The organism is Streptomyces sp. A1136 (assembly GCF_004795055.1).
In the GTDB taxonomy this organism is placed as follows: Bacteria; Actinomycetota; Actinomycetes; order Streptomycetales; family Streptomycetaceae; genus Streptomyces.
This window is the reverse complement of the sequence record NZ_SSBJ01000033.1, coordinates 1-26,198: the sequence shown is the minus strand read 5'-3', so window position 1 is coordinate 26,198 and position 26,198 is coordinate 1. Positions and strand designations below refer to the sequence as shown.

Annotated in this window: 27 protein-coding genes and 3 pseudogenes; 18 read left to right on the top strand and 12 right to left on the bottom strand. The window is 68.2% G+C overall.

Translation table 11 applies throughout. The features are described from left to right. The first annotated feature begins 2 nt into the window (after positions 1–2). On the top strand, positions 3–1,622 hold the full coding sequence (locus tag E6R62_RS27860; protein WP_136216240.1) for an IclR family transcriptional regulator C-terminal domain-containing protein: 1,620 nt from the start codon (positions 3–5) through the stop codon (positions 1,620–1,622). Between the two features lie 103 nt (positions 1,623–1,725). Here the strand turns inward: E6R62_RS27860 and E6R62_RS27855 are convergent, their stop codons facing one another. After that, positions 1,726–2,010, bottom strand: coding sequence for a hypothetical protein (locus E6R62_RS27855; protein ID WP_206308861.1), 285 nt, complete (start codon positions 2,008–2,010; stop codon positions 1,726–1,728). Positions 2,011–2,670: 660 nt separating this feature from the next. Between E6R62_RS27855 and E6R62_RS27840 the strand changes: the two genes are divergently transcribed. Next, the gene (locus E6R62_RS27840; protein ID WP_136216239.1) at positions 2,671–3,180 is read left to right on the top strand and encodes a hypothetical protein; all 510 of its coding nucleotides are present in this window, start codon (positions 2,671–2,673) and stop codon (positions 3,178–3,180) included. A 548-nt stretch (positions 3,181–3,728) separates the two neighbouring features. Here E6R62_RS27840 and E6R62_RS27830 read toward each other — a convergent pair. After that, positions 3,729–4,580, bottom strand: a complete 852-nt coding sequence (locus E6R62_RS27830; RefSeq protein ID WP_136216238.1) for an IS5 family transposase — start codon at positions 4,578–4,580, stop codon at positions 3,729–3,731. Between the two features lie 379 nt (positions 4,581–4,959). After that, positions 4,960–5,568 carry a hypothetical protein gene (locus E6R62_RS27825; protein WP_136216237.1) on the bottom strand — a complete coding sequence of 203 codons (609 nt, stop codon included), beginning with the start codon at positions 5,566–5,568 and terminating at the stop codon, positions 4,960–4,962. A gap of 110 nt (positions 5,569–5,678) precedes the next feature. On the opposite strand from E6R62_RS27825, the gene E6R62_RS41875 reads away from it, so the two are divergent. Next, complete coding sequence (locus E6R62_RS41875; protein WP_136216276.1) at positions 5,679–6,161, top strand: MarR family winged helix-turn-helix transcriptional regulator; 483 nt, start codon at positions 5,679–5,681, stop codon at positions 6,159–6,161. 300 nt (positions 6,162–6,461) lie between these two features. Here E6R62_RS41875 and E6R62_RS27815 read toward each other — a convergent pair whose 3' ends face one another. After that, the gene (locus E6R62_RS27815) at positions 6,462–7,526 is read right to left on the bottom strand and encodes an ABC transporter permease (protein WP_240801947.1); all 1,065 of its coding nucleotides are present in this window, start codon (positions 7,524–7,526) and stop codon (positions 6,462–6,464) included. 83 nt (positions 7,527–7,609) lie between these two features. Here E6R62_RS27815 and E6R62_RS27810 point away from each other — a divergent pair, with 83 nt between their 5' ends. From E6R62_RS27810 to E6R62_RS27800, 3 genes are all read left to right on the top strand, one after another. Further along, positions 7,610–8,080: a MarR family winged helix-turn-helix transcriptional regulator gene (locus tag E6R62_RS27810; protein WP_136216236.1), complete on the top strand. Its 471-nt coding sequence runs from the start codon at positions 7,610–7,612 to the stop codon at positions 8,078–8,080. Positions 8,081–8,487: 407 nt separating this feature from the next. After that, the gene (locus E6R62_RS27805; RefSeq protein ID WP_240801946.1) at positions 8,488–9,636 is read left to right on the top strand and encodes a sensor histidine kinase; all 1,149 of its coding nucleotides are present in this window, start codon (positions 8,488–8,490) and stop codon (positions 9,634–9,636) included. A gap of 84 nt (positions 9,637–9,720) precedes the next feature. Next, complete coding sequence (locus tag E6R62_RS27800; protein WP_136216235.1) at positions 9,721–10,035, top strand: hypothetical protein; 315 nt, start codon at positions 9,721–9,723, stop codon at positions 10,033–10,035. Here the strand turns inward: E6R62_RS27800 and E6R62_RS27795 are convergent. Continuing rightward, positions 10,026–10,535 (bottom strand): MarR family winged helix-turn-helix transcriptional regulator, encoded by a 510-nt coding sequence (locus E6R62_RS27795; RefSeq protein WP_136216273.1) that lies wholly within the window; start codon positions 10,533–10,535, stop codon positions 10,026–10,028. The two genes, E6R62_RS27800 and E6R62_RS27795, sit on opposite strands and share 10 nt — an antisense overlap. A gap of 285 nt (positions 10,536–10,820) precedes the next feature. Between E6R62_RS27795 and E6R62_RS27790 the strand changes: the two genes are divergently transcribed. The 6 genes from E6R62_RS27790 to E6R62_RS27760 all read left to right on the top strand — a co-directional run bounded on the left by E6R62_RS27790 (position 10,821) and on the right by E6R62_RS27760 (position 16,109). Next, positions 10,821–11,894 (top strand): alkene reductase, encoded by a 1,074-nt coding sequence (locus tag E6R62_RS27790; protein WP_136216234.1) that lies wholly within the window; start codon positions 10,821–10,823, stop codon positions 11,892–11,894. 86 nt (positions 11,895–11,980) lie between these two features. Further along, positions 11,981–12,874: an NAD-dependent epimerase/dehydratase family protein gene (locus E6R62_RS27785; RefSeq protein ID WP_206308860.1), complete on the top strand. Its 894-nt coding sequence runs from the start codon at positions 11,981–11,983 to the stop codon at positions 12,872–12,874. Positions 12,875–12,928: 54 nt separating this feature from the next. After that, entirely contained in the window at positions 12,929–13,825 is an 897-nt protein-coding gene (locus E6R62_RS27780) for an alpha/beta fold hydrolase (RefSeq protein WP_136216233.1), read from the top strand. A 512-nt stretch (positions 13,826–14,337) separates the two neighbouring features. Beyond that, positions 14,338–14,874 (top strand): cupin domain-containing protein, encoded by a 537-nt coding sequence (locus E6R62_RS27775; protein ID WP_240801945.1) that lies wholly within the window; start codon positions 14,338–14,340, stop codon positions 14,872–14,874. A gap of 485 nt (positions 14,875–15,359) precedes the next feature. Next, the gene (locus E6R62_RS27765) at positions 15,360–15,812 is read left to right on the top strand and encodes a hypothetical protein (RefSeq protein ID WP_136216232.1); all 453 of its coding nucleotides are present in this window, start codon (positions 15,360–15,362) and stop codon (positions 15,810–15,812) included. Positions 15,813–15,911: 99 nt separating this feature from the next. Beyond that, positions 15,912–16,109, top strand: a complete 198-nt coding sequence (locus tag E6R62_RS27760; RefSeq protein ID WP_136216231.1) for a hypothetical protein — start codon at positions 15,912–15,914, stop codon at positions 16,107–16,109. A 9-nt stretch (positions 16,110–16,118) separates the two neighbouring features. On the opposite strand, the pseudogene E6R62_RS27755 reads toward E6R62_RS27760, so the two are convergent. Next, positions 16,119–16,891, bottom strand: a pseudogene (locus E6R62_RS27755) (IS5 family transposase). A gap of 98 nt (positions 16,892–16,989) precedes the next feature. Here E6R62_RS27755 and E6R62_RS27750 point away from each other — a divergent pair. Further along, positions 16,990–17,739, top strand: a pseudogene (locus E6R62_RS27750) (IS5 family transposase); the annotation flags it as partial. Between the two features lie 82 nt (positions 17,740–17,821). Here the strand turns inward: E6R62_RS27750 and E6R62_RS27745 are convergent. From E6R62_RS27745 to E6R62_RS41235, 6 genes and pseudogenes are all read right to left on the bottom strand, one after another. Next, positions 17,822–18,304 (bottom strand): MarR family winged helix-turn-helix transcriptional regulator, encoded by a 483-nt coding sequence (locus E6R62_RS27745; protein ID WP_206308859.1) that lies wholly within the window; start codon positions 18,302–18,304, stop codon positions 17,822–17,824. Positions 18,305–18,373: 69 nt separating this feature from the next. Beyond that, entirely contained in the window at positions 18,374–18,571 is a 198-nt protein-coding gene (locus E6R62_RS41245; RefSeq protein ID WP_240801944.1) for a hypothetical protein, read from the bottom strand. A gap of 165 nt (positions 18,572–18,736) precedes the next feature. Next, positions 18,737–19,369, bottom strand: coding sequence for an MFS transporter (locus tag E6R62_RS41240; protein WP_240801943.1), 633 nt, complete (start codon positions 19,367–19,369; stop codon positions 18,737–18,739). 23 nt (positions 19,370–19,392) lie between these two features. Beyond that, entirely contained in the window at positions 19,393–19,521 is a 129-nt protein-coding gene (locus tag E6R62_RS41870; protein ID WP_276615663.1) for a hypothetical protein, read from the bottom strand. Beyond that, the gene (locus E6R62_RS27735; RefSeq protein WP_168714204.1) at positions 19,512–21,041 is read right to left on the bottom strand and encodes an FAD-dependent monooxygenase; all 1,530 of its coding nucleotides are present in this window, start codon (positions 21,039–21,041) and stop codon (positions 19,512–19,514) included. The genes E6R62_RS41870 and E6R62_RS27735 overlap by 10 nt, the downstream gene beginning before the upstream one ends. 230 nt (positions 21,042–21,271) lie before the next feature. Then, a pseudogene (locus tag E6R62_RS41235) lies at positions 21,272–21,753 on the bottom strand (PucR family transcriptional regulator); the annotation flags it as partial. A gap of 238 nt (positions 21,754–21,991) precedes the next feature. Between E6R62_RS41235 and E6R62_RS27730 the strand changes: the two are divergent. The 5 genes from E6R62_RS27730 to E6R62_RS27705 all read left to right on the top strand — a co-directional run bounded on the left by E6R62_RS27730 (position 21,992) and on the right by E6R62_RS27705 (position 26,011). Continuing rightward, complete coding sequence (locus E6R62_RS27730) at positions 21,992–22,261, top strand: hypothetical protein (RefSeq protein ID WP_136216228.1); 270 nt, start codon at positions 21,992–21,994, stop codon at positions 22,259–22,261. Positions 22,262–22,635: 374 nt separating this feature from the next. Beyond that, a complete protein-coding gene (locus tag E6R62_RS27725) occupies positions 22,636–22,992 on the top strand; it encodes a hypothetical protein (protein WP_136216227.1) in 357 nt (118 codons plus the stop codon). Positions 22,993–23,027: 35 nt separating this feature from the next. Beyond that, positions 23,028–23,612, top strand: a complete 585-nt coding sequence (locus tag E6R62_RS27720) for a hypothetical protein (protein ID WP_136216226.1) — start codon at positions 23,028–23,030, stop codon at positions 23,610–23,612. A gap of 828 nt (positions 23,613–24,440) precedes the next feature. Beyond that, positions 24,441–24,821, top strand: coding sequence for a hypothetical protein (locus E6R62_RS27710; protein ID WP_136216225.1), 381 nt, complete (start codon positions 24,441–24,443; stop codon positions 24,819–24,821). 305 nt (positions 24,822–25,126) lie between these two features. Continuing rightward, positions 25,127–26,011 carry a DUF1963 domain-containing protein gene (locus E6R62_RS27705; protein ID WP_136216224.1) on the top strand — a complete coding sequence of 295 codons (885 nt, stop codon included), beginning with the start codon at positions 25,127–25,129 and terminating at the stop codon, positions 26,009–26,011. Positions 26,012–26,198: the final 187 nt, after the last annotated feature.

The following is a 26,198-nucleotide window of genomic DNA, read 5'->3' as shown; positions in this document are numbered from 1 at the left end:
TGGTGAGCCGTTTGAACGACGACAGCCGTGACCTTCCGGCGTCGGCCGGGTTGGCTGGGCTGCTGGCGAAACTGAGCGAGCCGGTGGACTTCTGGGACCGGCCCGGAGGGGATTTCGGGCCGCTCAGTGGCCTATACGGGCTGGATAGGGACGGGTGGGAGCGGGCGAACTCGCTGTACCTGCTCGGGTCGAAGGCCCTGGGCCGGGGTGAGCTGACCGTGGCGGCGGACTGGCTCGGCGAGGCCGCGGCCGCCGGGCATCCGGGGGCGATGTTCCGCATGGCGGCCCTCACGCTGCAGGCGGGAGCGGACTGGATCGACGAGGCGCGGTTCCTGGTGGCCGAGGCCGCCCGGCACGGCCACGGCGACGCCGCCCGCCTCCTGGCCGGCCTCGCCCACCGCCGGCCCGAGAAGGAGCCCGGGGAACCCGAAGACCAGCAGTTCTTCGACGAGGTGCGCGAAGGGCTGGGCGTCGCCGAACACCTCCTGTACCCCGGCGCCGACGACCCTGCGGAGGGTGCCGGTGGCGGCGAGCAGCCGCGGTTGTACCTGGTGCCTGCCCCGCAGGTCCCCGAGTACGGCCCCGCCCCGGAGCCGTCCTCCGACCCGGCAGACGGCCCGCGCCGCTCGCACCTGGCAGCCCTCCCCGAGGGCGGCGGACTGCGTCTGCCGCTGCCGGACCTTCAGCCCGACGTGACCGCCGCGGCGGTGCACCTGCTGCGGCAGGCCGCCGCCGAGGCGGACGCCGACGTCGGGGGCCCGGTAGAGCCGTGGTCGGCGAACGCGCTGCGCCCCGCCGTCCTCAACGACATGGCCCGCCGCAGCAACACCCTCGCCCGCGTACCGGCGAGGTGGCAGACCACTCAGCGCGCCCGAGACCTGCTCCAGGTGATCAGCACCGCCAGCGGCATCGACAGCCGAACCCTGGCACAGAAGGTCGGGCTATCGCTGAACGCAACCGTGCGGCTGCTGGACTGGCTCCTGGACCAGCGGCTCGTCGAAACCGTCGGCGGCGCCTACTTCACCGGCCCCGTGCTCGAGCTTGTCACCAAGGCCAGCCCCGACCGGCAGATGCTGGGCCTCGCTCTCGAGCGACTGCGCGACGAGCTCGGCGCCGCGGTCTACATCAGCACCTACGCCCACGGTGAGATCGAGGTCAAAGGCTGCGCCTACAGCGAGGCCGCACCACCCGTTCACGAGTGGGCGCCCTTCACCAACACCGCGCACGCCAGCGCCGTCGGCAAGAGCCTCCTAGCGCAACTGGATTTCGACTCGCGGATGGACCACCTCTCGCGCTACCCCTCCGTGCAGCTGACCGAGCGGACCATCACCAGCCCCCGGGCGCTGATCAGAGCGCTCGACAAGCCAGGCCCCCACGCCGCCCAGTTCGACCTCCTCGAATACTCCGAGAAGGAAGTCTGCGTCGCGTTCTCCCTCGGCCTGCCCGGCCGGGCCTCCAGCATCGCCCTGTCCCTGCCCGCTCACGACCACACCCGCCTGATCACCGCAGCCCAAGGCCTCAGCCAACGCGCCACCGGCCTCCTCCTGGCCAACCTCCTCACCGACGACAACGAACCCGCCCACGCAGACAGAACAGAGCAACAACGCCGCGCCCTACCCTGACCAGCCATCCCCGTGACCCCGCGGCGCCACGCAAACGACACACGCGGGGGCCGCCCCACCCGGGGCGCCCCCGCCGCCGCACCACCAGCCCCCCTGCGGAGCCTCAGCCGGCGGCCGCCGCCGGGCCCTGACCGAACCGAGGAACATCCTCCACCGTGACGACCATGCGCAGCCGTTTGAAGCGAAAGGGGTGGCGGAAGACGCCGCGGTCGATGGCGGTGCCGGCGCTGATCTCCGCGACCAGGTCGGGGCGGACCAAGAGGGTGTCCAAGACGTCACGGGCCCCCCAGGTCGCGGCGAACCGCACGCCCTCCCACTGGTGTCCGGGAGCGGCGGCCGCCGCCAGGTGCCCGGCGACCAGGCGGCCCGCCGCCGTGCGCAGCGGCACGGTGCGGCCGACCGCGCGGAGCCGGCCGCTGCCTGGAGGCCGTGTTCGCCGACCACGACGCAAGCCCCTGAACAGCCGCTACACGCCGGGCCACAGGGGGGCGTGGACCAAGGTAAGACGCCGGGACACCACCGAGGCGATCATCGGCGCCGTCACCCGCCCCGGCCTGCTCGTCCTCGGCCGCCACGACCAGGACAGAGGATGCCCTCGACGCCGGACACATCCGTCCATGACTCCAACCACTCCCGGGCCTTCGCCGGGTCCGTCGTCAGCGCGGCGCTCGACGTAAGGCAGGTGCAGCAGCTCGCGGCCGTCGATCTGCAAGACGTCGAGCACCGAAGCACGCGAGTTCCCGAAATCCTGAACGCTGGTACGCCGGAGCCTGCATGCCGGCTGATGGCTGCGGCGGTCCCACGCGCGGGTTCCGGCTTAGCTGACGGGACATGGTGAGCGAGGCCCGGTTCTGCCAGGAGGATCGGGAAGACCACGGCTGAACTGAAAGAGGCATCCGGCCTGGGACTTCGACGACGGCGACGAACGCACCCGGCGACTGCCCTGACAGGCTGCTCTGTACGATCACCAAATACTGGCGCCGGTCCGCCTGTCCTGTGCGGAGATCAGCAAGTGGTGCCCTGTCCGGACAATTGAAGGAGTTGGCGGGTGTCCGCTTTGGACTTCTACGCTCACGTCGCCGTTTGCGGTGAGGTCCTGGGAGTCGGCCTCGGTGCCGGCCCGGAAGCCTGGGAAGCCGCCCTGGGGGCGACATGCCTCGATGTTCCCGGTGGTGGCCTACTGCGGCGGGACTACGGGCTCGTGAAAATCAACTTCTCGCCAGGGCGGCAAGGGCAGATGTCGTGCTTCGGCTTCGGCCTGAAGATCCAACGACTGCTGTACGACCAGTCCCCGAACACCGTGCCGTCCCCGCTCTCGCGGGAATACGGAGAATTCGCACCCAGAGTCCCCTTCAAGGATCTACAGACCGCCATCCTGGCCCTGGGCCACACGATCGAACTCGAAAAGCACCACACGTCGAGTGACATGGACTGCTACCGCGTATCCGCGTCCGCCGCCCGCATCCACGTCGTCACTGACCCTGACCCGTACGGGTCAGGCGACCCAGATCCAGACGGACATCAGAGGGGCGACGTCTGGTCCGTCGACGCGTGGTGACCAGCTGGCGACCTCCCGGCAGCGCCGTGATATCTCTTCGCTACGAGTAGTCCTGGGCAACGATCACCTGCGGGAGGCAACGATCTGAAGAGCGCGCCACCCATCTGATCAGCCACACTCAAGCCCCCGTGTCGCATCCAACCGGCTAGTCCGCAGGCCAATGTGGGTTCGGCATGCCGTCATCGCCCATGTGCGCCCGCCGCCAGATCCCTATCCAGTGGCCCGGCGTCTCCGGAACGAACCGGTGCCGCTGCCCGCACGGGCATGGCGCCAGCACCCACGCGCAGCCACGGCACAGCTCCACCCAGCCGTGCCCGGTCGCGTTCGACACCTGCGGTCTCTCGTCCCCGCAGGCGGGGCAGCCGGGGAGATCGGCGCCGTCCAGAATCGCGTTCTGTCTCCGGACCTTCTCGGGCAGCCGCAGCGACGGATGGCGAAACGGGTCTGCGTACCAGGCGCGGTTCGGTCCCTCCCACACCGGACTCACCATCCACCCACCAACCCCACAGAACTAACGAAAAGATCAGTAGAGGGCATCTGATCAATGTTCATGCGCTTGTGAGTTGTATGTCCGTTTCAATTCGCCAGCTTGGTGACGATTCTCCGGTGAGTTCGCGGCTCATTTTGTTAGCCATCGCCCAATGGATCATCGTGCGCGACTTCTGCGGCAGCGCTTCATAGTCACGCGCCAGGCGCCGGTGCTGCATCAGCCAGCCGAAGGTCCGCTCGATCACCCACCGCTTCGGAAGTGGGTGGAAGCCCTTCGCCCGAGGTCGCTGTACTACCTGAACATCGATTCCGAGGCCGGCGCCGTGCTGGATGACGCTGGTCTGGTAGCCGCCGTCGGCCCATACCTTCGTCACGCTCGGATGGGCTGCGGCCAGCTCGGTCAGGGCCTGTTTGCCGCCGGCGGAATCGTGGACCGAGGCGGCGGTGACGAGGACGGTGAGGACCAGTCCGAGGGTGTCGGTGATCAGGTGGCGTTTACGTCCTTTGATCTTCTTGCCGGCATCGATTCCCTGGTTGTCTTCGGAGACATTGCTCGAGGTCTTCACGCTCTGGGCGTCCACGACCGCCGCGGTCGGCTCCCCGTTTCGGGCGTTGGCCCGGCGGGTTCTGTCTCGCAGCAGGTCGTGGACCTGCTCGGTGGTCCCGTCCGTCTCCCACTTGGCGTAGTAGTCGTAGACGGTTTTGAACGGCGGGAAGTCGTGCGGCAAGTACTCCCACGGAATTCCGGTTCGGTTGACGTAGAGGATCGCGTTCACGATCTCTCTCAGGTCATGAACCCGCGCCGCGGTCCCGGGCCCTGAGCGGGCAGCCCGCCAAGCGGCGAACACCGGCTCGATCAAGGCCCACCGGGCGTCCGAGACGTCACTGCGATACGCACGCCGGGCTGTCATACCCCTGACAACGACCACGGCCACCCGCAGTCACAAGAACATCCCAAAACACCAACTACCTAGATCAGATGCCCTCTTAGCCGGGCCCAGTTACGGAAGTTGCCATGAGCCGCGTGCTCGTCTTCGCAGCCCTCGATGAACCACAGAACGTCGACCAAAGCTTCGGCCAGGGCGTGGGTCAGAGACCAGCACACGGGTATCAAGGCGGACTCCCAGCAGGTCACGGCATCAAAGTCCGGCTATCCCACCACACACCACTGACATCACACTCAGTCAGACCTCCACGGAAAGTGAGCCAGAACCACTTCACGTGAACGAAGCCAGGCCAGGGACGGCGGGGGCCGGTCTGGTGGTCGGGCCCGTCATCGTGCGGGCTCGATCAGCCCGCCACGTGCTTTCGTCCTTCGTCATCGAAGGACCACTCTTGCGCAGCCAGTGCCCAAGCCCGGTACTGAAACCGCATCAGCACCGCCAGTACGGCGATACCCACCACTCCGCCCGTGGCGAATCCGGCGACGGCTGAGTGGTCGGATGCGAGCACGGCGAGCAGGCCCGCAACCGAGCCGGCCAGGACCGCGGTGACCACGCCGATCATTCCGGCGATCGTCCGGAAGACCTGCCAGTACCCGCCGTGCAAGCCCTGGAGGGCAAAGCGTTGCGAGGGCGGGACGCTGGCCAGGTAGTCGGTCAGCTCGGGGGCTACGTCGAAGTAGTAGGAACGCAGCCGAGCGATCCGTTGGGCGTATCCAAGGTCTTCGATCCCGGACTGGAGTACCCGGTCGAACGTGACGACGCCGACGAAGGACAGCGTGAACAGCAAGACCAGGCCGAAGGCGTAGAACGCGGTGCCGATGCCGGTCGCCGTGGCGGTCAGCCCGAGGGCGACCATCCCGGCGGACACCGAACCGATGAAGATCGTCGCCCGGCTGGTCGACTCGCTGATCGTCGCGGCTCGCGCTCCCTGCAAGGTGAAATGCTCGGTGGTCACGAAGGAGACGGCGGCTTGCCGCGGCTCTCGGTCATGCGCCCCGTTCCTCGCGTTCTCGTCGGTGCCCGTAGGACCACCAGCTTCCTGGATGCGACCCGCATGTCTTGTCGATGATCTCCTCGGACACGACCGGACATCCAGCACCACCTGCCGCATGTCGGGGAGCGCAGGGGCTCTCTCTCTGCGAGCCTCCGGCGGCAGATGCGGGATGCGTCCATGTGAAAAGTCGGGGTGTCGGTAGTTGTGGGGTTGCGACGCGTGCTGGCGCGCCGAGGGCCGGTTCGGCGGTGTCCTCTGGTTCGACGGTCGGTTTCCGCCGCGAGACCGTGACCAAGATGCTTCAGCGCATGGAGCAGGCTGGCTTCGTCTCGCGCAGGCGTGCCGAGCTGGACCGGCGAGTGGTTTTCGTGTCTGCCACCCGCGCCGGGCAGGCGTTGCGCGCTCAGGTGGAGGCCGCCTGGCAGGAACTCGAGGCGCTCACCCTCGCCGGTATGACGCCCCAGGAACGAGCAGTCGCGATGAAGGCCCTGAAGCGAATGGAGCGGAACCTGGCCGGTGCGCAGTCAGGTGCTGCTCAGACGCCGGCCGGCTGATGACCGTACCCCCGAGGGCGTCGTTCGGCGTGCGGAACAGTCCCTGCGGTTCGGTACCGCAATGGCGTACCGATGGTGGGGCCAGGCGGGGGTGCGGGGCAGGAGAGCCGGGGCGCATCTGCGGTTGGCGGTAGGTTGCCAGCCCGCTCTGCGGTGATTAGCGGCCGTGGCGCCGGGACTGTCGTGGGTATGGCCGGAGCCTCCGCGCCCAGGCGGGGCGGGCGCGGAGGCGCGACGTCTAGCGTGCGGAGGGGTGTGGCTCCAGGGCGCGCACGGCTGAGGGGAGGCGGCAGGCTTCCCTCAGGCGGTGCGCAGCCGGGCCTTGCGGGCGCCGCGCGTATCACGTAGATAGAGCAGGGCCACACAGGCGGTGATCCACGCGGCCAGCACGGCGAGGCCGGACCACAGGCCGTCATCGTGGAAGTAGGACATTCCCTGGAGAGCGCGCACCCCCGCGCCGACGGGCAGCACGCCGGACAGCGGATGCAGCCAGGCAGGCAGGTAGGAAGCGGGCATGACTCCGCCACTGGTGGCGTTACCGAAGATCAGCAGTACCACCGAGGCTATGGCGGCGCCTGCGGATCCGGTCCATTTCACGATCGCCATGGTCGCGGCGCCCGCTGCCATCGCCATCAGGCCGGTCACCGCAGCGGTGCCGGCGAAGGAGCCGGGGAGGGCCCCGTAACCGGTGTCGCCCGCCAGAAGGGCGACGATGATGCCGCCGAGGGCGCCGAAGAGGGTGAGGCTGGCGATGCGCTGGTGAAAGCGCAGGGCGGGCGCGGCCTGGTAGGTCATCATACCGAACAGGTATCCGGCCAGGACCAGGCCGAATGCAGCGTAGAAGACCGACAGGCCGCGGGTGTCACCGTCGGATACCGGGAGGATGTCCTCGCCGACCGGGGGCCGGGCACCGGTGATGGTGGTCTGGGCGAAGGCCGCGGTGAGGGTGCCGGTGACCGAAGGCCCGTTGGCGCCCGCGTACAGCAGCTTGCCGTTGCCCTGGCCGTGGCCGGGGAGGTAGGCGGCGTAGATCTCGCGGTTCTCGACCGCTTCGCGCGCCGCGGCTTCACGACTGTAGGGCCGCACGTCGAACCCGCCGGATACGGCCCGCTCAAGAGCATCCTCCACCCGGTGCGCCTGCGCGGCAGTACCCACGACGGCGACGGGCAAGTCGTGCGGACGCGGGGCATGGAAGGCGGCCAGGTAGACGCTCACGAAGATCGCCCCGATGGCGAGCACGACCGCGACAGGCAGCAGGACCCCCTTGAGGCCGGAACGAGGATGCGGTTCGGGGGCGGGGTCGGGTATGTCCCCATGGAGGTGCGGCGAGCCATCGACGGAATACAGGGACGTGGGGGTTGGCATGAGGACAGACCGTCCTGAACTTGTAAGGTGGCTGATAACTAAACCAGTAAAACATAAGTTGCCTGACAAGTTAGGACCCCTGCGTGAACGAGCAGTCCTTGCACACCGGCTTCCTGGCCTGGCACTTTGCCCAGGCCATGGGCGCGCGCCTGGAGAAAGAACTGCGCACCCTCGGGCTCAACCTCGCGCAGTACAACGCTCTCCAGCACGCCGAGCACCAACCCGGCATTTCCAGCGCCGACGCCGCCCGCCATGCCGGCATCACCGCCCAGTCCATGGGGCCCGCCGTGGCCAGCCTCACCAGCCGCGGGCTGCTCTCTCGCTCGCCCCACCCCACCAACCGCCGCATTCTGTGCCTTCACAGCACTCCCGACGGCTCCCGCCTCCTTGAGCAGGCGCGAGATGTGGTCCGCCGGGTCAACGAAGAGGCACTGGCGGTCCTGGAACCCGAAGAGCGAACCGCGGTGCACCACCTCCTCCACCGTCTGGTCATCCACCTCAACCCCGGCGCACTACCCCCCACCGCCGGCCCCCCGGCAACGCCCGACCCGTGACATCAGCCGCCGTACCTGCTCGCAGCACCCGCGTGGGGGGACTGGAGGGCCGCCTCGGCGCACGCGCGGGGGGTCCTCGTCATACTTCAGAGCTACGCAGCAGCAGCTCTGCAGGGTGACGCCGACCACGGCCGCCCATCCCTAACGTCGGTGGAGACACCCTTCCCGAACACCACTCCCGGCCTGCCGCCGTACCCGGTGACAGCCGGCCTCAATCGATGAAGGTGACCGTGAACAACGAGCTCCCCGCCGACCGGCCCGGGGAAGTGAACGCCCTCCGAATGGGGGCGCGCTCCTTGTTGCAGGATCTTCTGACCCTCAGGCCCGACCCGCTGCCGCCCCTGCGTCGGCCCCGTCGGCTTGGCCGGCTGCCCCACTTATGCGTTGCCGCGGCTGCCGTCGTCGCGGTGATCGCCACCAGCGATCAGCTCGGCCACCGCAACGGGCTCGGCCTGGGCTACGGCATCCTCCTCGCGCTGGTCCAGGGCGGCGCGCTCCTGCTCGCTCTCGCCCACCCCGCGCACGCCTGGTGGCTGTCCCTGACGGGGGCTGGCATCGCCGCCGCGGTCAGCGCTCCTCATCTCCTTGAGAACACACCCTGGCCCTGGACCATCCCCGGCCTTGTCGCGCACGCCGCAGTACTGCTGCTGCTCTCTCTGCGCGTCCGCACCCCCTCGGCGTGCGCGGCGCTCGCCGCGTCCGTCCTCATCCCCTTCCTGATCGAACTCGCTGCGGGCGCTGGCCCGTACCAGGGCAACAGCTTCCTCGCCCCGGTGCTGTTCTCGCTCGCCGTCGTACTCGGTTCCACGGTGCGCGGCCGGCGCACAGCCCGGATCGATCTGGCCGAGCAGGCGGCGCTGACCACCGTGGAACGAGCGCAGCGCACGTTGCTGGAGGAACGCGGACGCATCGCCCGCGAACTGCACGACGTCGTCGCCCACCACATGTCGGTGATCTCCATCCAGGCCCAGGTCGCACCCCACCTCACCGGGAACCCGCCCGAACTGGCGGCAAATTTGGCGGGCATCCGGCAGAACGCACTGGACGCCCTGACCGAACTGCGGCGCATGCTCGGAGTCCTGCGCTCCGACGACACCGACAACCCCCACGGCCCGCAGCCCACCCTGGACGACCTCGATGCGCTGGTGGCCAACGTGCGCGGAACCGGCCTGAACGTGACCACCGAGATACCAAACCGTCCTGTCCAGCCCCTCGATCCCGGCGCGCAGCTGGCCCTCTACCGCATCGCGCAAGAAGCGCTCAGCAACTGCCTACGCCACGCCCCCGGCACCCACGTCCACCTGCGCCTCGCCCACACCGACGACGCCCTCGAACTCGACATCACCAACACCGCCTCCACCACACCCGCTCCGCCCTCCCCCGGCTCCGGCCACGGACTCCTCGGCATGCGCGAGCGCACCACCATGCTCGGCGGCCACCTCACAGCCGGCCCCGAAGACACCGGCGGCTACCGCGTCAGCGCGCGGATCCCGCTCAACGGGCTCTACGCCGCCTACTCCGTTGACGACCGAAGTACGGAGGAGAGCACCGCATGACACCTGTTCGCGCGGCGGGGCCAGCCACAGAAAGAACCGGGCCGTCACCCCTGCGGCGCGCACGGCCCCCAGGGCAGCCCCCTGGTGAACAGTGGCTGTTGCCGGAACAACAGTCCCAACGCGAGTGAGGACGCCATTCCCGAGGACGCCGGCACACCGCTCCACACCCGCCACGGCACCGGTGATCCCCATGCCCTGCGCGAACGCGTCCACGAGACTCTGCTCGCAGAGATCACCGGCGGTACGCTGCCGCCCGACGCGCCTCTCGACGAAGAGGACACCACCGCGCGCGGCCGACCCCGGTACGACAACGCCGGGGACGCGACACAGGCCCGGGTTGTCGGAACGCGGGTCGAGGCATCGAGCGCCACTTTCCACCCGCGCGTCGGCTACACCTGATGGGCCTGCCCCGTGGGCGAGGCCGCCTGGCAGCCGGGTTCCTGTTGCGCATGCCGGGTCGCGGCGAGGGCCAGGCCCGCCTCGATCTGCTCCAGGATCTGGACAGCCTCGGCCTGCCGTTCCTTGGGCAGCTGCCCAGCCGTGTATTCCTCCAGCTCTGCCCAGACCTCGTCGACCTGGTGGCGCAGAGCCAGGCTGGCCTCGGTGGGCTCGATGATGGTCGCCCGCTTGTCGGTGGGACTGGGGCGGCGGCGAACGAAGCCCGCGTGTTCGAGCCGCTTGACGGTGCGGGTCATGGTGGCCGCGTCCGAGCCGAGCAGCCGGACCAGGTCGATCTGGCGCTGCGGCCAAAGGTCCCACAACTGCATCATCACCAGTTCCTGGCCGGGGTGAAGGCCGACCCGGCGCAGGAGCTGCCCAGCGAGCATGCGATGCAGCCGGGCCACCCGGAAGATCGCACGGGCCATCGGCCCGGCTTGGACCGACGGCGGCAGCGGCATGCCGGCCGCCTCGGCAGCGCCAGGTCCGGAAGCCTCAGGGTCGGCGCCGATCGTGTGAAGCTGCGCTCCTTCATATAACTGCTCGAACATCTATATCCCAGTCTATCGCTCCAGACCGGCCAGGCCCGAGCTTGGCTCAGGACGAAGTCCACCCTTCTCTCGCTCTCGAGTCGAGTCGAGTCGCCGCACGAGGCGGGAATGCCCAGGCGACTTTACTTGTTCGAGCAGGTAACGTCAGAATGTCAGCGGTCCTGCGAGGGGCCCGTACGAACGAGGAACGACCACATGAACAAGGCTTTTGCCTCCTACGACCTGGCCGGCACGCGTCTGGCCAACCGCATCGTGATGGCGCCGATGACCCGCAGCCGGGCCTACGGGCGCGGCCTGTCCACCACGGAGCTGATGGCCGCCTACTACGGCCAGCGTGCCGGTGCCGGCCTGATCGTCACCGAGGGCACGCAGCCGTCCGCGGTCGGTCAGGGCTACCCGGACACCCCCGGCATCCACTCCGAGGAGCAGATCGAGGCATGGAAGAAGGTCACCGGCGCCGTCCACGAGCGCGGCGGGGTGATCTTCCTGCAGCTGATGCACACCGGGCGGGTAGGTCATCCGAGCCTGATGGGCCTGACCCCCGTCGGGCCTTCAGCGGTGAAGGCCGCGGGGCAGGTATACACCCACCAGGGCCCGCAGGACTTCGTCACCCCGCACGAGCTGACCGAGGCAGAGATCGCCCAGACCATCGCCGACTACGCCACCGCCGCCCGCAACGCGGTCGAGGCCGGTTTCGACGGTGTGGAACTGCACGGCGCCAACGGCTACCTGATCCATCAGTTCCTCGCCCCGAACTCCAACACGCGTACCGATGCGTGGGGCGGTTCTCCGGAGCGCCGCATCCGGTTCGCGGTGGAGACGGCGAAGGCCGTGGCCGAGGCGATCGGGCCGGACAAGGTCGGTTTCCGTATGTCGCCCGGCAATCCCTTCAACGACATCTCCGAGACCGACCAGGACGAGGTGAGGATGACGTACTCCCTCCTGGTCGAAGCCCTTGCCCCCCTGAAGCTGGCCTATCTGCACCAGATGGAGTCCGCCGGAGCACGTGAGCTGACGGTTCGGCTGCGCCGCCAGTGGCCGGGCACCTTCATCCTCAACCCGTTCACCGGCACCGAGCCCACCGGCCTAAAGGAGCTGGACCTGATCAAGGACGGCACCGCCGACCTGATCGCCTACGGCGCCCTGTTCCTGGCCAACCCCGACCTGCCCGAGCGCCTCGAACGCGGCGGCCCCTTCAACACCCCCGACCGGGCCACCACCTACGGCGGCGACGAGCGCGGCTACACCGACTACCCCGCCCTGCCCTGACCCGACACACGCAACCGGACCAAGGAACGAAGGCACCCGCAATGAACGCTGGCCCCAACAGCTCGGCAACCCCGAAGAAGTCCAAAATGCGACTGAACGGCGCCGTCGACCGCACGACCAACATCGAGGCCCCCTCCGTCGAGCAGCTGGATCTCACATCCAAGCGCGTACTCGTCGTCGGCGGGACAGGCGGTCTGGGCCGGGCGGTGGCCCAGCAGTCCCTGGCCCTCGGCGCCAAGGTGACCGTGGTGGGACGGACCTTCCGCGACCACCCCACGGACCGGCTCACCTTCGTCCAGGCGGACCTGTCCTCGATGCGCGAGGCGGTCCGACTGGGCAGGGAACTTCCCGCGGAAACCTACGACGTCGCCTTCTTCTCGCTGGGGATCATGGCCGCCAAGACCCGCGAGGAAACCGCCGAAGGCATCGAGCGGGACCTGGCCGTCAGCTACCTCAGCCGCCTCGCTCTCCTCCAGGGCCTCGGCCCCAGGCTGGGAACCGCCCGCCCAGACAGTGCGCCCCAGGCTCGGGTGTTCATCATGGGAGCACCGGGGGCAGGCAACACCGGCCGGCTCGAGGACCTGAACTCCGAGCACGGGTACAAACCGATGGCCGCGCACATGAACACCGTCGCCGGCAACGAGATCCTCGTGCTCGCAGGGAATCGCAGACTGCCCGGGCCGGCGTACTTCGGCCTGAACCCCGGATTGATCAAGACCGATATCCGCTCCAACTATCTGGGGGAGGGCAGCCTCCTGCACCGTCTGGCCGAAGCCGTGGTCGGACTGGCCGGACCCTCCCCCCAGACCTACGCGGCGAGGATCGTCCCCCTGCTGTTCGCCGACGACCTCAACGGCCGCACCGCCCTGATGTTCAACAACAAAGCCCAGGTCATCCGGCCAAGCGCCGGACTCGACACGCACTACACCGACCGCTTCCTGGACGCCTCCGAAACACTCCTGCACCGCGCCACCCGCTGACCCCAGGAACCGCCAACTTCAAGGCCCCGTTTCGCGTCCCGAGGAGAGACCCCCATGCCGTTCACCGTTACCGACGTCCCGAGCCTGCCCGCCGGATTCACCGACACCTTCACCAGCCGTACCGTCACCACCGGAGAGGTGACCCTGCACGCCGTCGTCGGCGGCGACGGGCCGCCGCTGCTGCTCCTGCCCGGCTGGCCCCAGTTCTGGTACAGCTGGCGCCTGGCCATGCCCACCCTCGCCGAGCACTTCACCGTCATCGCCCCCGACCTGCGTGGCATGGGTGCCAGCGACAAACCCGCCACCGGCTACGACGCCCTCACCCTCGCCGACGACATGGCCGAGCTGATGACCGGCCTGGGCCACGACCGCTTCGCCGTCGTCGGCTACGACCTGGGCATGCTGGTCGCCTACGCCCTGGCCGCAACCCACCGCGACCGCGTCACCCGTTTCGTCGGCGCCGAGTCAATCCTCCCCGGCCTCACTCCGTTCCCGCCGATGCTGACGGACCCGGCCACCAACGAGTTGATGTCGCACTTCGTCATCAACCGCCTCGCAGACCTCAACGAACGCCTGATCGCCGGCCGCGAGGAGATCTACTTCGGCCACCAGTTCGCCACCAAGACCGCCACACCCGGCGCCATCCCGCAGCACGCCGTAGACCTGTACGTCGACCACCTGCGCGACCCGGCCGCCCGGCGCGCCAGCTTCGAGTACTACCGCACCCTCGACACCACCGCCGAGCACGTCCAGCGCTGGCGCGACCAGGGACCACTGACCATCCCGGTCCTGGCGATCGGCGGCCAGTACAGCACAGGCACCATCCCCGCAGAGACCATGCGCATGGTGGCCACCGACGTCACCGAACTGGTAATCCCCGGAGCCGGTCACTTCCTGCCCGAAGAAGTACCGCAGGAGCTGACGACGCGGCTGCTGGAATTCCTGCGCTGACCCGACCGGCCAGCATCAGCTGCGAGCAGAGGCCCGATGAACCGGCTCCTCACGTGTTTCCTGACGGCCGGACGCGACCACCCAGGGACGGAACTGCGCCCCGCAGGCCGGCCGTCGGCTTGTCCGGCATGCAGATCACATGCCGAATACGGCCATGGGAGCCATGCTGAAAGAAGGACCTTTTCATGGAACGGGACAGGCCGTGACCGGGCCGTTGGCGCGCATCGGCCGGGAGGCGCCCGCCCCCGACAGCTCCCGAATGACGGTTCTACGGGGCGCCGACTCACGGATCTGTCCGGCATCGGCTCTTTGGGGCGAGGGGGTGACCAGCGCACCGCACAGGATGCTGCCGGGCGTACCTGCCATGGGAGCAGATCCCGAAATGCATCGGCCGTATCCAGCAGATGCCGGTGTGCACCCGCAGGCCCGACTTCACCGGTGCCGGTCGCGAGGGTTCCAATGGCGTTCGTGTTCACCGACGGTTCGAAGGCGACGATGGACCGCCCACGGTCGTGGGCAAGGCTCTTTCGTTCCGGCGGCGGCGCCGCCTGATTCAGCAGCTTCTGTCGAGAGGACGACCGATGAGCATGCCCTATCTCGCCCAGGCCGATCAGCAGCAGACTCTTGAATGGCTGCACGGCGGCACTTTTGCGGTCCTGCTCGACGGACAGGCGACCGACGGTCAACTCACCGTGGGCCGCTTCCGCGTCACGAAGGGGGAGGCCCCGCCGTTTCACCTGCACACCCGAGAAGACGAGATCTTCCTCCTCATCCAGGGCTCCGCGCTGCTGTGGGTGGGCGACGAGCAGATGGAACTTTCCGAAGGAGGCATCGTCTACCTGCCCCGGAATCTGCCCCACGGCTACCGCATCACCTCCGACACCGCGGACCTCCTCCTGATCACAACCCCCTCGGGGATCGAGGGCATGTTCCGCCACGCAGGACGTGACATCACCACTGAGCGGCCCGAGGGCTTCGAAATTTCAAGCGACGTGCTCGCCGAAGCCGCCGACCTCTACGGCCAGGTGATCGTCGGACCGCCACGCTGAGCCTGTCCTACGCTGCTACCAGGCGCCACCCCGGCACCGTCAGGGGTCTGATCAAGCCGCGCTCGTCGCCGCCGTAGGTAGTGGTCGATCGGGGGTTGAAGGGGCCACCCGCGAGGCGCTCGGTGAAACTCCGCGCACGGCAACGACCGCTTCCTGGACACCTCCGAACCACTCCTGCGCCGCGCCGCAGGCTGACCCCGGGAGGCGGACGACCCCTTCACGGACCGGGCGGCCAGCCTCGGTCATCACCGACAACATGCTGCACACCGTGCTGCGACGCCGGGCCGCAGGCGAGACCGTCGAGGCCGTCCAACCTGACCTGGTCGTCCCCACCCGCAAGCTCCGGGGACAGTACCCGAGCCGCGCCAGCGTCCATCGGGCCCTGGTCGAGCACGCGGGCCCAGCGCCAACTCGCCGGCTCGTGGTAGCCCGATCAGGGCCGGAAATCACATCGGAAATCACATCGGAAAGTGAGCTAAACGCACATGTCACGTGCCACCTTCATTGAACGCAAGGCCGTCTTCGAGTGCTCGTTGGAGAACCTGTGGGAGTTCTTCGCCGATCCACGCAACAACGCCAAGACCGTGCCGCCCGGCGGCAGCTTTACGATCTTGACCGAGGCCGATCACATCTATCCCGGTTTGATCGTCGAACACCTGGACGGCATGGGCGACGGCAGCGAGATCTACGCGATGACCGAGATCACCATCGTCGACCCGTACAAATACTTCGTCGACATCCATCACTACGGAATGTTCAAGTTCTGGCACCACCAGCACCACTTCACCGCCGTGGATGACGGAGTCGAAATGCGCGACGTCATCCACTTCGAACCGAGCGAGCAATTCCCGGGCACGGTGCAGGACGCCAAGAACATGCTCGAGGGGCTGTTCAGCTTCCGCGATCAAACCGTTCGCGACCTGCTGACGGGGAAGTAAGCGCCAGGACTCACCTGGCGACCACCGGCGCTGGAGCTCACCGGCTGCGGTAGCGGCGTGGAATGGCCGGCAGATCGCCTTCGGGCTTCTTCTCGGCCGATGTGGTGGCAGCCTGCCGAGATCCCCCCGGTGCGCCGGGCCGCGGTGCAGGCAACGCCGCTCCGGGGCGCCGACTGGATGGTGTGGCTCGGCTGGGTCCGCTCCCCGCAGTCGATCGAGGTCCGCTTCCCGCCCCGGCCGGGCCGGGGCCGTCGACGTCGCGCTTCCTACACCACGGCGCCCGTCGACGCGGTCTAAGATCGTGTCCTACATGGTCAGTTTGCGGAGCTGTTTGTAGCAGCAGAGGGCTGCGGCGAGGCCAAGAAAGGCCAGGTAGTTGCCCGGTTTTCGTTCGTAGCGGTGGTTGAGCCGGCGGTAGCCGGTGAGCCAGGACATGGTCCGTTCGATGGCCCACCTGCGGCGCCCGAGTCGCCCGCTGGACTCGATGCCTTTCCGCGCGATACGGACGCCGATGCGCTTGCCCTAAAGCCATTTCCGCAGTTCAGGGATGTCGTATGCCTTGTCAGCATGCAGGCGCTGGGGCTTGGAATCGGCTGCGTGGGATTCGTGTCCCATGTGGAAATGGGACAGCATCGACTTCAGGGCCTGGCTGTCGTGGGTGTCGGCCGCGGAGAGTCCGACGCGTAGGGGTAGTCCTGCCGCGTCGGACAGGACATGCATCTTAGAACCGGATATCCCGGTCCACGGGGCTCGGACCTGCAAGTTGCCCCCTTTTTAGCGCGGACATGAGCAGAGTCGAGGACCGCCCGGGACAGGTCGACCAGACCATGGCCGTCCAGGAGATCCAGCACCTTCTGGTGCAGCCGGCCCCAGACACCGGCACGCGACCAGATCAGGAACCGGCGATGCACCGTCGACTTCGACGCCCCGAAACACGGCGGCAGCGCCCGCCACGCGCAGCCACTGACCAGCACGTAGACAATCGCGGCGAACACCGCCTCGTCATTGATGTTCGCGACCCCACCGCCCTGCGGCCGCACGCGAGCAGGAGGCAGCTACGGCTTTGCTATCTCCCACAGCCCGTCCGGAACGCTATGACGAGCACAACGGACAACAAGCCATGTAGGACACGGTCTTAAGACCGTGCCCCATGTGGTGAGGCGTCCTTGAGCCTCGTATGGAGCGGGGTACGTGGAGTTGGATTGTTCGGGACGGGTTGTGGGAGATCGCGGAGCCGCTGATCCCGCCGTCGAGGGCGCGGCCTCAGGGCGCCGGGACGCAGGACACGCCTGATGAGACACTGTTCGCCGCGACTATCTACGTGCTCGTCAGCGGCTGTGCCTGGCGGGCACTACCGCCCTGCTTCGGGGTATCAAAGTCCACCGCGCACCGCAGGTTCCTGATCTGGCCGCGGGCCGGAGTATAGGGCCGGCTCCACCAGGAGATCCTGCACCGCCTGGACGATGCTGGCCTGCTCGACCTCTCCCGCGTGATCCTCGACTCCGCCCACGTCAGGGGTAAAAAAAGGGGGCGAACTCACAGGCCCGAGCCCCGTGGACCGGGGGCGGATTCAAGGGGTCCAAGATGCACGTCCTGTCGGACGCGAACGGGCTGCCCTCCTCGTCGCCCTCTCGGCCGCCAACACCCATGACAGCCGGCCACTGAAGCCCATGGTGCTCGGTCACCAAACGAGACACGACCCCCACTGCGGCCGCCACTTCACACCCCAACGCCTACACGCCGACAAGGCATACGACGTCCCTCGCATGCTAAAATGGGTGCGCGGCAAACGCATCGGCGTCCGCATCGCCCGCAAATGCATCGAGCCGAACAAGCGACTAGGGCTTCGGCGGTGGGTGATCAAGCGGATCATGTCCTGGCTGAAGGCTACCGCCGACTCAACACCCTTCGTCAGGCAAGGAACCCATCCCTGCTGTAGGCCGCCGCCTCGGCGCCGGCCAGGCACCTAGCGCACGCGTCCGATCGGACTGGCGCACCGGGCTGACTGTTCAGGTGGGCTTTTCGAGGGCGAGCAGTACGGTGCGGAGATCGTCGTTGAGGCGACTCTGAGCGGTCGGGGACAGTGCCGACAGCAGGGCGAGTTCGGCCTTGGTCTTGGCGGCGAAGACCTCAGACGCTCGCTTCGCGCCCGCTGGGGTCAGTGTGATGAGAACCGAGCGGCGATCGACCGGATCAAAGTCGCGGATCACCCAGCCGTTACTCTCCAGACGTCTGACCCGGTTGGTGACTGCGCCGGACGTCAGCTGCAACTGTGTCGCCAGTTGGCCCGCGCTGAGCCGGTGTTCAGGCTCGCAACGCCGGAGACAGGCCAGCAGCTCCAGCTCCCACAGCTCGATCCCATAGGGTGCGAGTTCGCGTTTCATCTCGGTCTCCAGCCGGTGGGCGAGTCGGCGTACCCGGTAGGCGAGTGCCTTGGCCTGCGCCGCTTGCGGGCTGTGCTGGTCGGCGACGACCTCGATCAGCTCATCCACATAGTCCTGTTGTCCCGAATGCCTCACCATATGGGCACTCTAACCTGCGAACGCTGAGAATCTTAGCGTTCACACTTCCTCTCGGTTGGGCGCTCGGCGGGTCAGTTGGCCGATCAGCAGTGCCAGTCCCAGGGCCGCCAGCGCCAGCGCCGCGCCCGCCAGGCTCGGTGCGGTGTATCCGAAGCCGGCGCTGATGAGCGCGCCGCCGAGAGCGGCGCCACCGGCATTGGCGATGTTGAGGCTCGACTGTACCGACGCGGCAGCCATGGTCGGGGCCTCCTACGCGAGGAGCATGGTGCGCAGCTGGACCGGTGGGATGACCAGTCCCGAGGCCATACCGATCGCGCACACCGTCACCAGTGCCGTGATCTCGTGGTGCACGGTCAGTGTGAACAGGGTCAGGACCGCGGCGAGGGCGCCCAGCGCCAGGTACTACATCGTGGGCAGCAGCGTCCGGTCGGCGAGCCGGCCGCCCAGCAGATTGCCGATGGCCATGCCGAGGCCGAACAGAGCCAGTGCGGCGATCAATCCGGCGGATCCGGCCCCGGCCAGGGGCATGAGGGTGGGTGAGATGTAGGAGTAGGTGGCGAAGACGCCTCCGAAGCCGAGGGTGCCCACCAAGAGGGTGAGCCAGACCTGCGGCTTGGTGAACGCGTGCAGCTCGTCCCGCAGGCGTAGGGGGGGCACCAGCAGCGCGATGCCGGCCACCGCGAGCAGTCCGACCGCGGCGATCAGAGCGAATGTCAGCCGCCAGGTGAAGGCGTTGCCCAGTGCGGTGGCCGCGGGCACGCCGACGATGGTCGCGACGGTCAGGCCGGTGAACATCAGCGATATCGCCCGCGCGGCACGCTGGTGGTCCACCAGCCCGGCTGCCACCACTGAGGCGGTGCCGAAGACGGCGCCGTGCGGCAGTGCGGTCAGCACCCTCGCCGCGAGCAGGAAGTCGTAGTTGGGCGCGACCACGGCGGCGAGATTGCCGACGGTGAACAGCGCCATCATGGCCAGCAGCAGGCGCTTGCGGGTGAACCGGCCGGAGATCGCGGTCAGCAGCGGTGCGCCGATCACGACACCGAGCGCGTAGCCGGATATCAGGTAGCCGGCTTGGGGATTGAGACGTGCAGCCCGTGTGCGACCGAGGGCAGCACGCCCATCATGGCAAACTCGGCGGCGCCGATGCCGAACGCCGCCAGGGCCAGCGGGAGCAAAGCTAGCGGCATGACGGCTTCCTCGCGGCCGGCATGAGGTGGGAGGGCTCGGTCCACTCTGCGATCGCCTCGGTGAGTCCGGTGAGGTTGGACGTGGCGTGCGCGACGTAGCCGTCGGGGCGGATCAGCACTGCCTGCACGCCGTCCCACGCCGCACGACCTGAGCCGGTGGGCCGGGGTGCGTGGCGTACCTCGAGACGCCCGGACCGGAGGTCGGTGAGAGAGAGGTCGACGGTGAGGTCCAAGAGCAGAAACCGGTCCGGCCGGAGCGCATGGAACAGGCTTCCGTGTTGCAGTCGCAGGTCGGGGGCCCTGGTGCCGACCAACGAGTGGGCGCCCTCGGGCCGCGGGTAGGCCAAGGCCAGGCCGGAGAGCCAGCCGGACAGTTGGGCGGCCACCTCGCCGTCGCGGGCGATGAAGCCGCTGAACAGTTCCCGCAGGGATGCGCCAGCCGGGCTGAAGGTGTGCATCAGCGCGTCCTGGGCTTGGGTGTCGGCGACAAGCCTCTGCGCGACGGGGCGCCGCTCGGTGTCGTAAGCGGCCTCGCCGACGACCAGCCGGTCCGGTGCCCAGCCGTGCACCTCGGCGGCCAGTTTCCACGCCAGATTGCCGGCGTCCTGGAGACCCGTGTTGAGGCCCTGCCCTCCGGCAGGCAGGTGTACGTGAGCGGCATCACCGACGATCATCACCCGTCCGATGCGGTAAGTCGTGGCATGCCGGGATGAGTTGCTGGTGCGGGACAACCAAGACGCGCTGAGCACGCCGCAGTCGTCCCCGCAGATGCGATTCAACGCGTCGCTCAGTTCGGTCAGGGTGAAAGGCTCGGCCTGCCGGCGACGCACCTGCTCGGCCGTCAGCCCCGTGTCTTCGGCTCGGATGCCGAACACACGGGCCCTGGCGCCGGCCATCGGCACCACGTTGGCGTGACCGGCCTCCGGGCGCCAGAAGAACCGGGGGGCATCGATGGGCTCGGTCAGTTCAACGTCGGCGACAAAAGCGACCTGGTCGGGCAAGGTCCCGGTGAAGCCGATACCGGCGGCCTTGCGTACCAGGCTGTGCGCGCCGTCCGCGCCGACCAGGTACCGCGCGGCGATGCGGCGGCCCCCGCCGACACGCACAGCGACCTCATCGACGGACTGCTCGACCGCAGTCACTTCGGCACCGTAATGCATCGGCACCCCGCGATAACGCAGGTACTCGGCAAGTGCCTGCTCGGTACGCCATTGCGAGACCATCAGCACGAACGGGAACGGCGTATCCAGGCTGCTGTAGTCGAGCTGCGCCGGCAGCGTTGCGTAGTGCATACGCGGGAGCCGCTGCCCCTGCTCCACCAGCACGTCGCTGATACGGCGGCCGTCGCCCGTTTCGAGCATGGTAAGCACCTCCAGGGTGCGCGGGTGCACAGTCGATCCCCTGGTCTGCTCGACAGGGGCGCTTTCGCGCTCGTAGACCTCGACATCCACCCCGGCCGCGTTCAACAGTGCGGCGGTCATCAGCCCGACCGGGCCGCCACCAACCACGATGACATCCATCGGTGATCCCCTCCTCATTTCAGTGAACGTTAAGATAATGAGCGTCAAAATAAATGGCAAGGCGGGCCACCGAGGCGAAGATTCGCTCGGGGAGCTGTTGGGCGTCGAGGAGGTGGGGGCTGCTTTGGTCGACGGATGGGTCTTTCAAGCTCAGGGTTCCCTTGTGCTTGCCCGGCTGTGGGGCTGGCGCAGTCGAAGTGGACGCTGGAGTAGGCCCTCACGGATCCGTACAGGGTCTGCCGGACCGCGAACCGGGACAGCAGCGCCGATTCGATCCCGCGGGCTACCAGGTAGCCCTCCCCGTACGGCTCAGGACCGCCCGCCACAGCCTCCGCATAGGCCTGGGAGAGGTGCAGCCCGAAGCGTTCTGCGCGCTCCGCCATTCTCCCTAGATCGCTGCGCCCGTAGAGGAGGACGTCGATGAACTCGCGTCGTGCGGCCTCGTCCTGGCGCACGGCCTGGTGCTGGGGGCGCTCGTAGCCTTCGACGAAGGCGTCCACCGCCTGCTCCAGCACGGCCAGTAGTGAACCCGCCGCCGCGGAAGGCAGTGTCGTGAGTACCACGCAAAGGTGCTGCCTCACCGGCCCTCGGACCGGCACTCCCTGTTCAGCCGCCCGTTCCCCCGGACTCTCCGGGTCTCCAGCTCGGCGCGCGTCAGTCGGCGCCCTGTGAGACAGGCAGAGTGCAGAAGAGCGGCGGCATCAGCCTCCACCGCCCCGGCATGTCGGCCCGCATCCTGGTCACCGGATTCAACGCTGGTGGGAGCGCATCGCCGGGCCAGCTCACCACCGACTACGACCTACTCCAGGCCGAACCGGACGGGACACCCACGGAACGAGCGGCGTACACCGCGGCCGTGAGCTCCCCCTTCGAACCGCCGTCTCTCTTCTCTCCCCTGCTGCGCCGCATCCGGGGCGACTGCCGACCCTGGCTCGTTCAACGGCACCGATGTGTGGCACGCGGTCGGCGGCTCCCTCCGGCTGGAGACCACCAACGGACCGCCGTGCCCCGAACTCATCCGACCCTTCGGCGACGGTCCGACCGGTTTGGACTGGGAAGTCGATCACAGGAGCTGCACTTTCCTGTGCGACCACACCCACTACGGCATGGGCTGCACCATCGACTTCCTCGATCCCAGCAGGGGCCAGTTCGCGTATTACTCCAACCTCAAGTGCGGCCGCACCGACAGCGACCGCCGCAGCCAGCGACGGCCACCATGAACGCGCCGTTGAAATACTCGCCGAGCCACAAAACAGCCTCGCACGCACCTACGGGACGTCGCCCTACCTCGGCGAAGCACCCGCAGAGGGCGAGGAAGAGGCCCGGCCGCTACTGCGGTTCGGCACCCACCGCGACCCCGCCCTCATCGCCCGATTCATCCGCTACAACCTCATCGAGCCCGAACACGAGAACTGGCTCGCCGGCCACCGGGCCGCCGCCGCCTACCGGCGGCGCGAGGGACAACTGAACGTGCCCTACGAACACTGCGAAGCCCACACCCCCTCGGCCGGTGGCTGGCCGACCAACGCCGCACCTACCGGGCCGGGACCATGCTCGGCAAGCGGGCCGCCGACCTCGAAGCACTGGACATCGTGTGGGACCCGGCCGACGCGGCCTGGGAGGAGAACCTCGGCGCGGCCCGCGCCTACCACGCCGAGCACGGCTCGCCGCACCCGTCACCGCCACCATCCTCGAACACCCCATCGGCCAGTGGCTCGCCAACAACGGCAAAAACCCCAACCTCGAACCGGACCGGGCAGCGCAGCTCGCCGCGATCGACCCCGACTGGAAACCCGCCTGGCCCATCGACTGGCAACGCCGCTACACCGCCCTGAACACCCTCCTCGCGGCCGGAACCAGGCTGGAGGATGTCGTGCCCGGGGTCACCCTGCGCGGCGAGGACATCGGCCGATGGCTCGCCGCCCAACAACGCGAGCTCCCCCCGCCATAGCGGGGTCGCCACCTCTCGCCGCACTCATCGCGGCGATGTCGCCACAGGACGGCGCCGATGAGCAGGTGGACTGGGAGGCGATGCGACGGGCTTGGGGAGTCGGCTTCCCATCCGACTACGTCGCCTTCATGGCCACCTACGGAGCCGGAGGCATCGACGACGCGTTCAACGTGCTCACTCCCGAAGCAGCCACGCAACCAACCTACGGGCATGAACTCGGGAGCATGTCGGGCGAGACGGCCACCATGCGGCAAATATGGGCGGACAAGGGGGGCCCAGACGGGGTTGATGCTGGACCTGAAGTTGTCATTGCATGGGGAGTGAGCTGCGGAGCCGACATCCTGGGTTCGCTGACTAGCGACGACGACCCCGACAAGTGGCCGGTGATCGTCTGGGAACGGCACGGCTGGCCTCATTGGAAGATCTACGACGGTGGAATGGTGGAGTTCCTCCGTCGTCTGTTCACCATGGGCTTCGACGAGCGCCCGCTCAGTGACGCCTCCCTTTGGGGGGAGCCCTCTCCGCGCTTCCTTCACTGGCGCGAGGAACAACGACGCCTCAAGTCCGGCATCGATCCCTACACGGGCGAACCCGACCCAAACTTCGTGGAGTTCGACTGATTACCTCCCGGCACCTCGCCGACGGCCGCGACACCTTGCGGACAAGCGCCCCGCTGGGACCACCCCAGGGGGCGATCCCGTATCCGATCATCGGCACCCTCAGTGCCGGACCCGTCGGCTTTTTCAGCGTCGCCCAACAATGCCAGCAGCAACGTCACCCAGGCTGCCCCTTGCCGGTGTCCGCGGCGCACAGCTCGCCCGACGCGCCACACTCATCGAGTGCGGACCCCTCCCCGCCCGCCTCGGCAACAGCCACCCCTTCACCGACGCCATCACCCACCTCGAAGAAGCCCTAGACCTCCACCACCACCGGCCCGGCCCCCTCCCTCAACATGCCACCTACCTCCACAGGCACCCGGGCCGGGCCAGGCCAAACTGGTCGGCTCCCCTGCGCGGCTCACGACTGGGGTGGGCCTGAGGACGGCGTCCCGGAATGCGGCCGCCCATAGGCTGCGATGACCAGCAGTCGCGCCGGGGCGGTGCGCGCGGCCAGGCCACAGCTGTGGGGAGGTCGCCGCGGTGTGGGCGCTCTGGCCCGCGCGGGGCGTAGCCAGCCCACCCGCCCGCGCTGCGGGCGCCGGCCGACGACGGGGGTTCCTCACCGCAGACATCCAAAGGTGGTTTCAGCCCGCAGGACCCAGGAAAGGGGGAAGCCGCCCACGCAGACCGCCCGACGCTGACGGGAGGGCCAGCCCACCGCGTGCCGGACCGCCCGCGCCGCCCGGCGCGGGCGGTCCGGCACGACCGGGGTGGGAGCCAGCACGGCCGGGCCGAACCCTGCTCGACGTGATGAGCCTGGGCAGGCCGGACTTCTCCTAGCGGGCGGGCGTGCGGACACGTCGCCTCGACTGGGCCGACGTCTACCACATCTGCACCGTCACCCCGCCCCCGCCCGGGGTGGGGGAGTCGGCCATGCCCGCGCACGTCGTTTACGCCTATCGCGCCGACGGCCGGCGCGTGCTCCTGCCGAACCTGGACGACACCCAACTGGGGGAAGAGGAACTCCCGCGGGAAACGGCCGCCCTGCGCCAGCTACTGGAGGAGCGCCGCAGGCCTGACTGGTCACCGGACGCACGCGTGGAAGCACACATAGCGCGCCACGAGACGCGGTACGCACAGCGCTACCGGACCCTCACCAGCCCAACCTTCATCACTGTGACCGCAGTCATCGTGCTCGTCGTCATCATCGCCTGCACAATCGCTTTCTGACGACCCACTCGGCGGCATCCGGCCGCCTCATACGGCCGGACCCGCCGAGTGGGCGAGCAAAGAGATGACTTCCGTCAAGCGTCCATCGCTCCGGCTCCCGCCCTGCGGGCGGCGTGACGCTGCACGGCTCCTGTCATTCAGCTCGGGTCCGAGTCAGTCGGCCTCGGGTTCCAAGAAGTACTCGTAGGTGGCGAAAATCCGGCTCGACCACAGAGCTGGCTCTCTTCTTTGGGGATCCAGTGCCCTGATCCAGAGCACGGGTGCCGGTGAGGCTGGTGTCGTACCCCGGTTCTAGAGTTCGGCGCATGTCCCGTCACACACCCGACCGCCCGGTCGACGTGGAGAGCCTCTTCCCCGAGCTGCTTCCCTTCCGTCGTGAGTCCGTCCGCCTGCACCCGCGCCCCGGTTCTCCAACCTGCCAGGACAGCTCTGTCGGCGGCCCGCTACTGTGGCCCGCCGACGAGCCATGGCCGGTGTGCGAAGCCGAGCACTACGACCCGGACACCACGAGCCGCCTCGAACCTGCCTCACCGATGGCCCCCATCGTGCAGATCCACCGCGCCGACGTACCCAGCCTGCCCTATCCAGAGGGCACGGACCTCCTCCAGGTCCTGTGGTGTCCTTACGCGCACGGCACCTACTGTCACCCGCTACCCCAGGTGTATTGGCGAGACTCCCTTGCCATCGGAGATGTGGGGGCGACACCTGCACCGTCGGCGGCCGGACTTCCCGACGGCTGGTACCCGGCGCCCTGCGTCGTTCACCCCGAGCAGGTGACCGAATACCCGAGGAATGACCGTCCCTGGGATCTGCGCGACGCACTCGAAGTCCGGGTCGAGGCACTGCTGGCAGAGACCGGGCTGTGGTACTCGTCGCATCTTGCCGACGCACCGGGAATCAAGCTGGGTGGCTATCCGGGCTGGAGCCAGGAGCCCTGCTGGCCGGACTGCGAAACGTGCGGAGGCCGGATGGAGCACCTGCTGACCGTGGCCGAGAGGGAATTCGACAGTGAGTCCTGGCGCACCTGGCTTCCCGAGGAAGACCGAACGGCCGAGAACACAGAGACCCGCCGGCTATGGGAATCCGAGGCGTTCAACCCCGCCCTTCTGGACACCTGCGGCATCAACGTCTACGTATTCGAGTGCCGCACCTGTCCCCACCGCCCCATCGGGCACTGGTCGGACCGATGACCGGCAGACAAAGCCGCCTCACACACTCCTCTCCCCCCGGCGCTCTGGGACTGTAAGAAAAACGGCTCTGTCTCACATTCGGTGGTGACGGAGGGTGGTCGAGGTCGTTGTTGTTGGTGTGATGGATGGCAACGAGCTTGTGCGGATGGTGTTTTCGGGGATATCGCCGCTGGTCGTCGAGGATGTG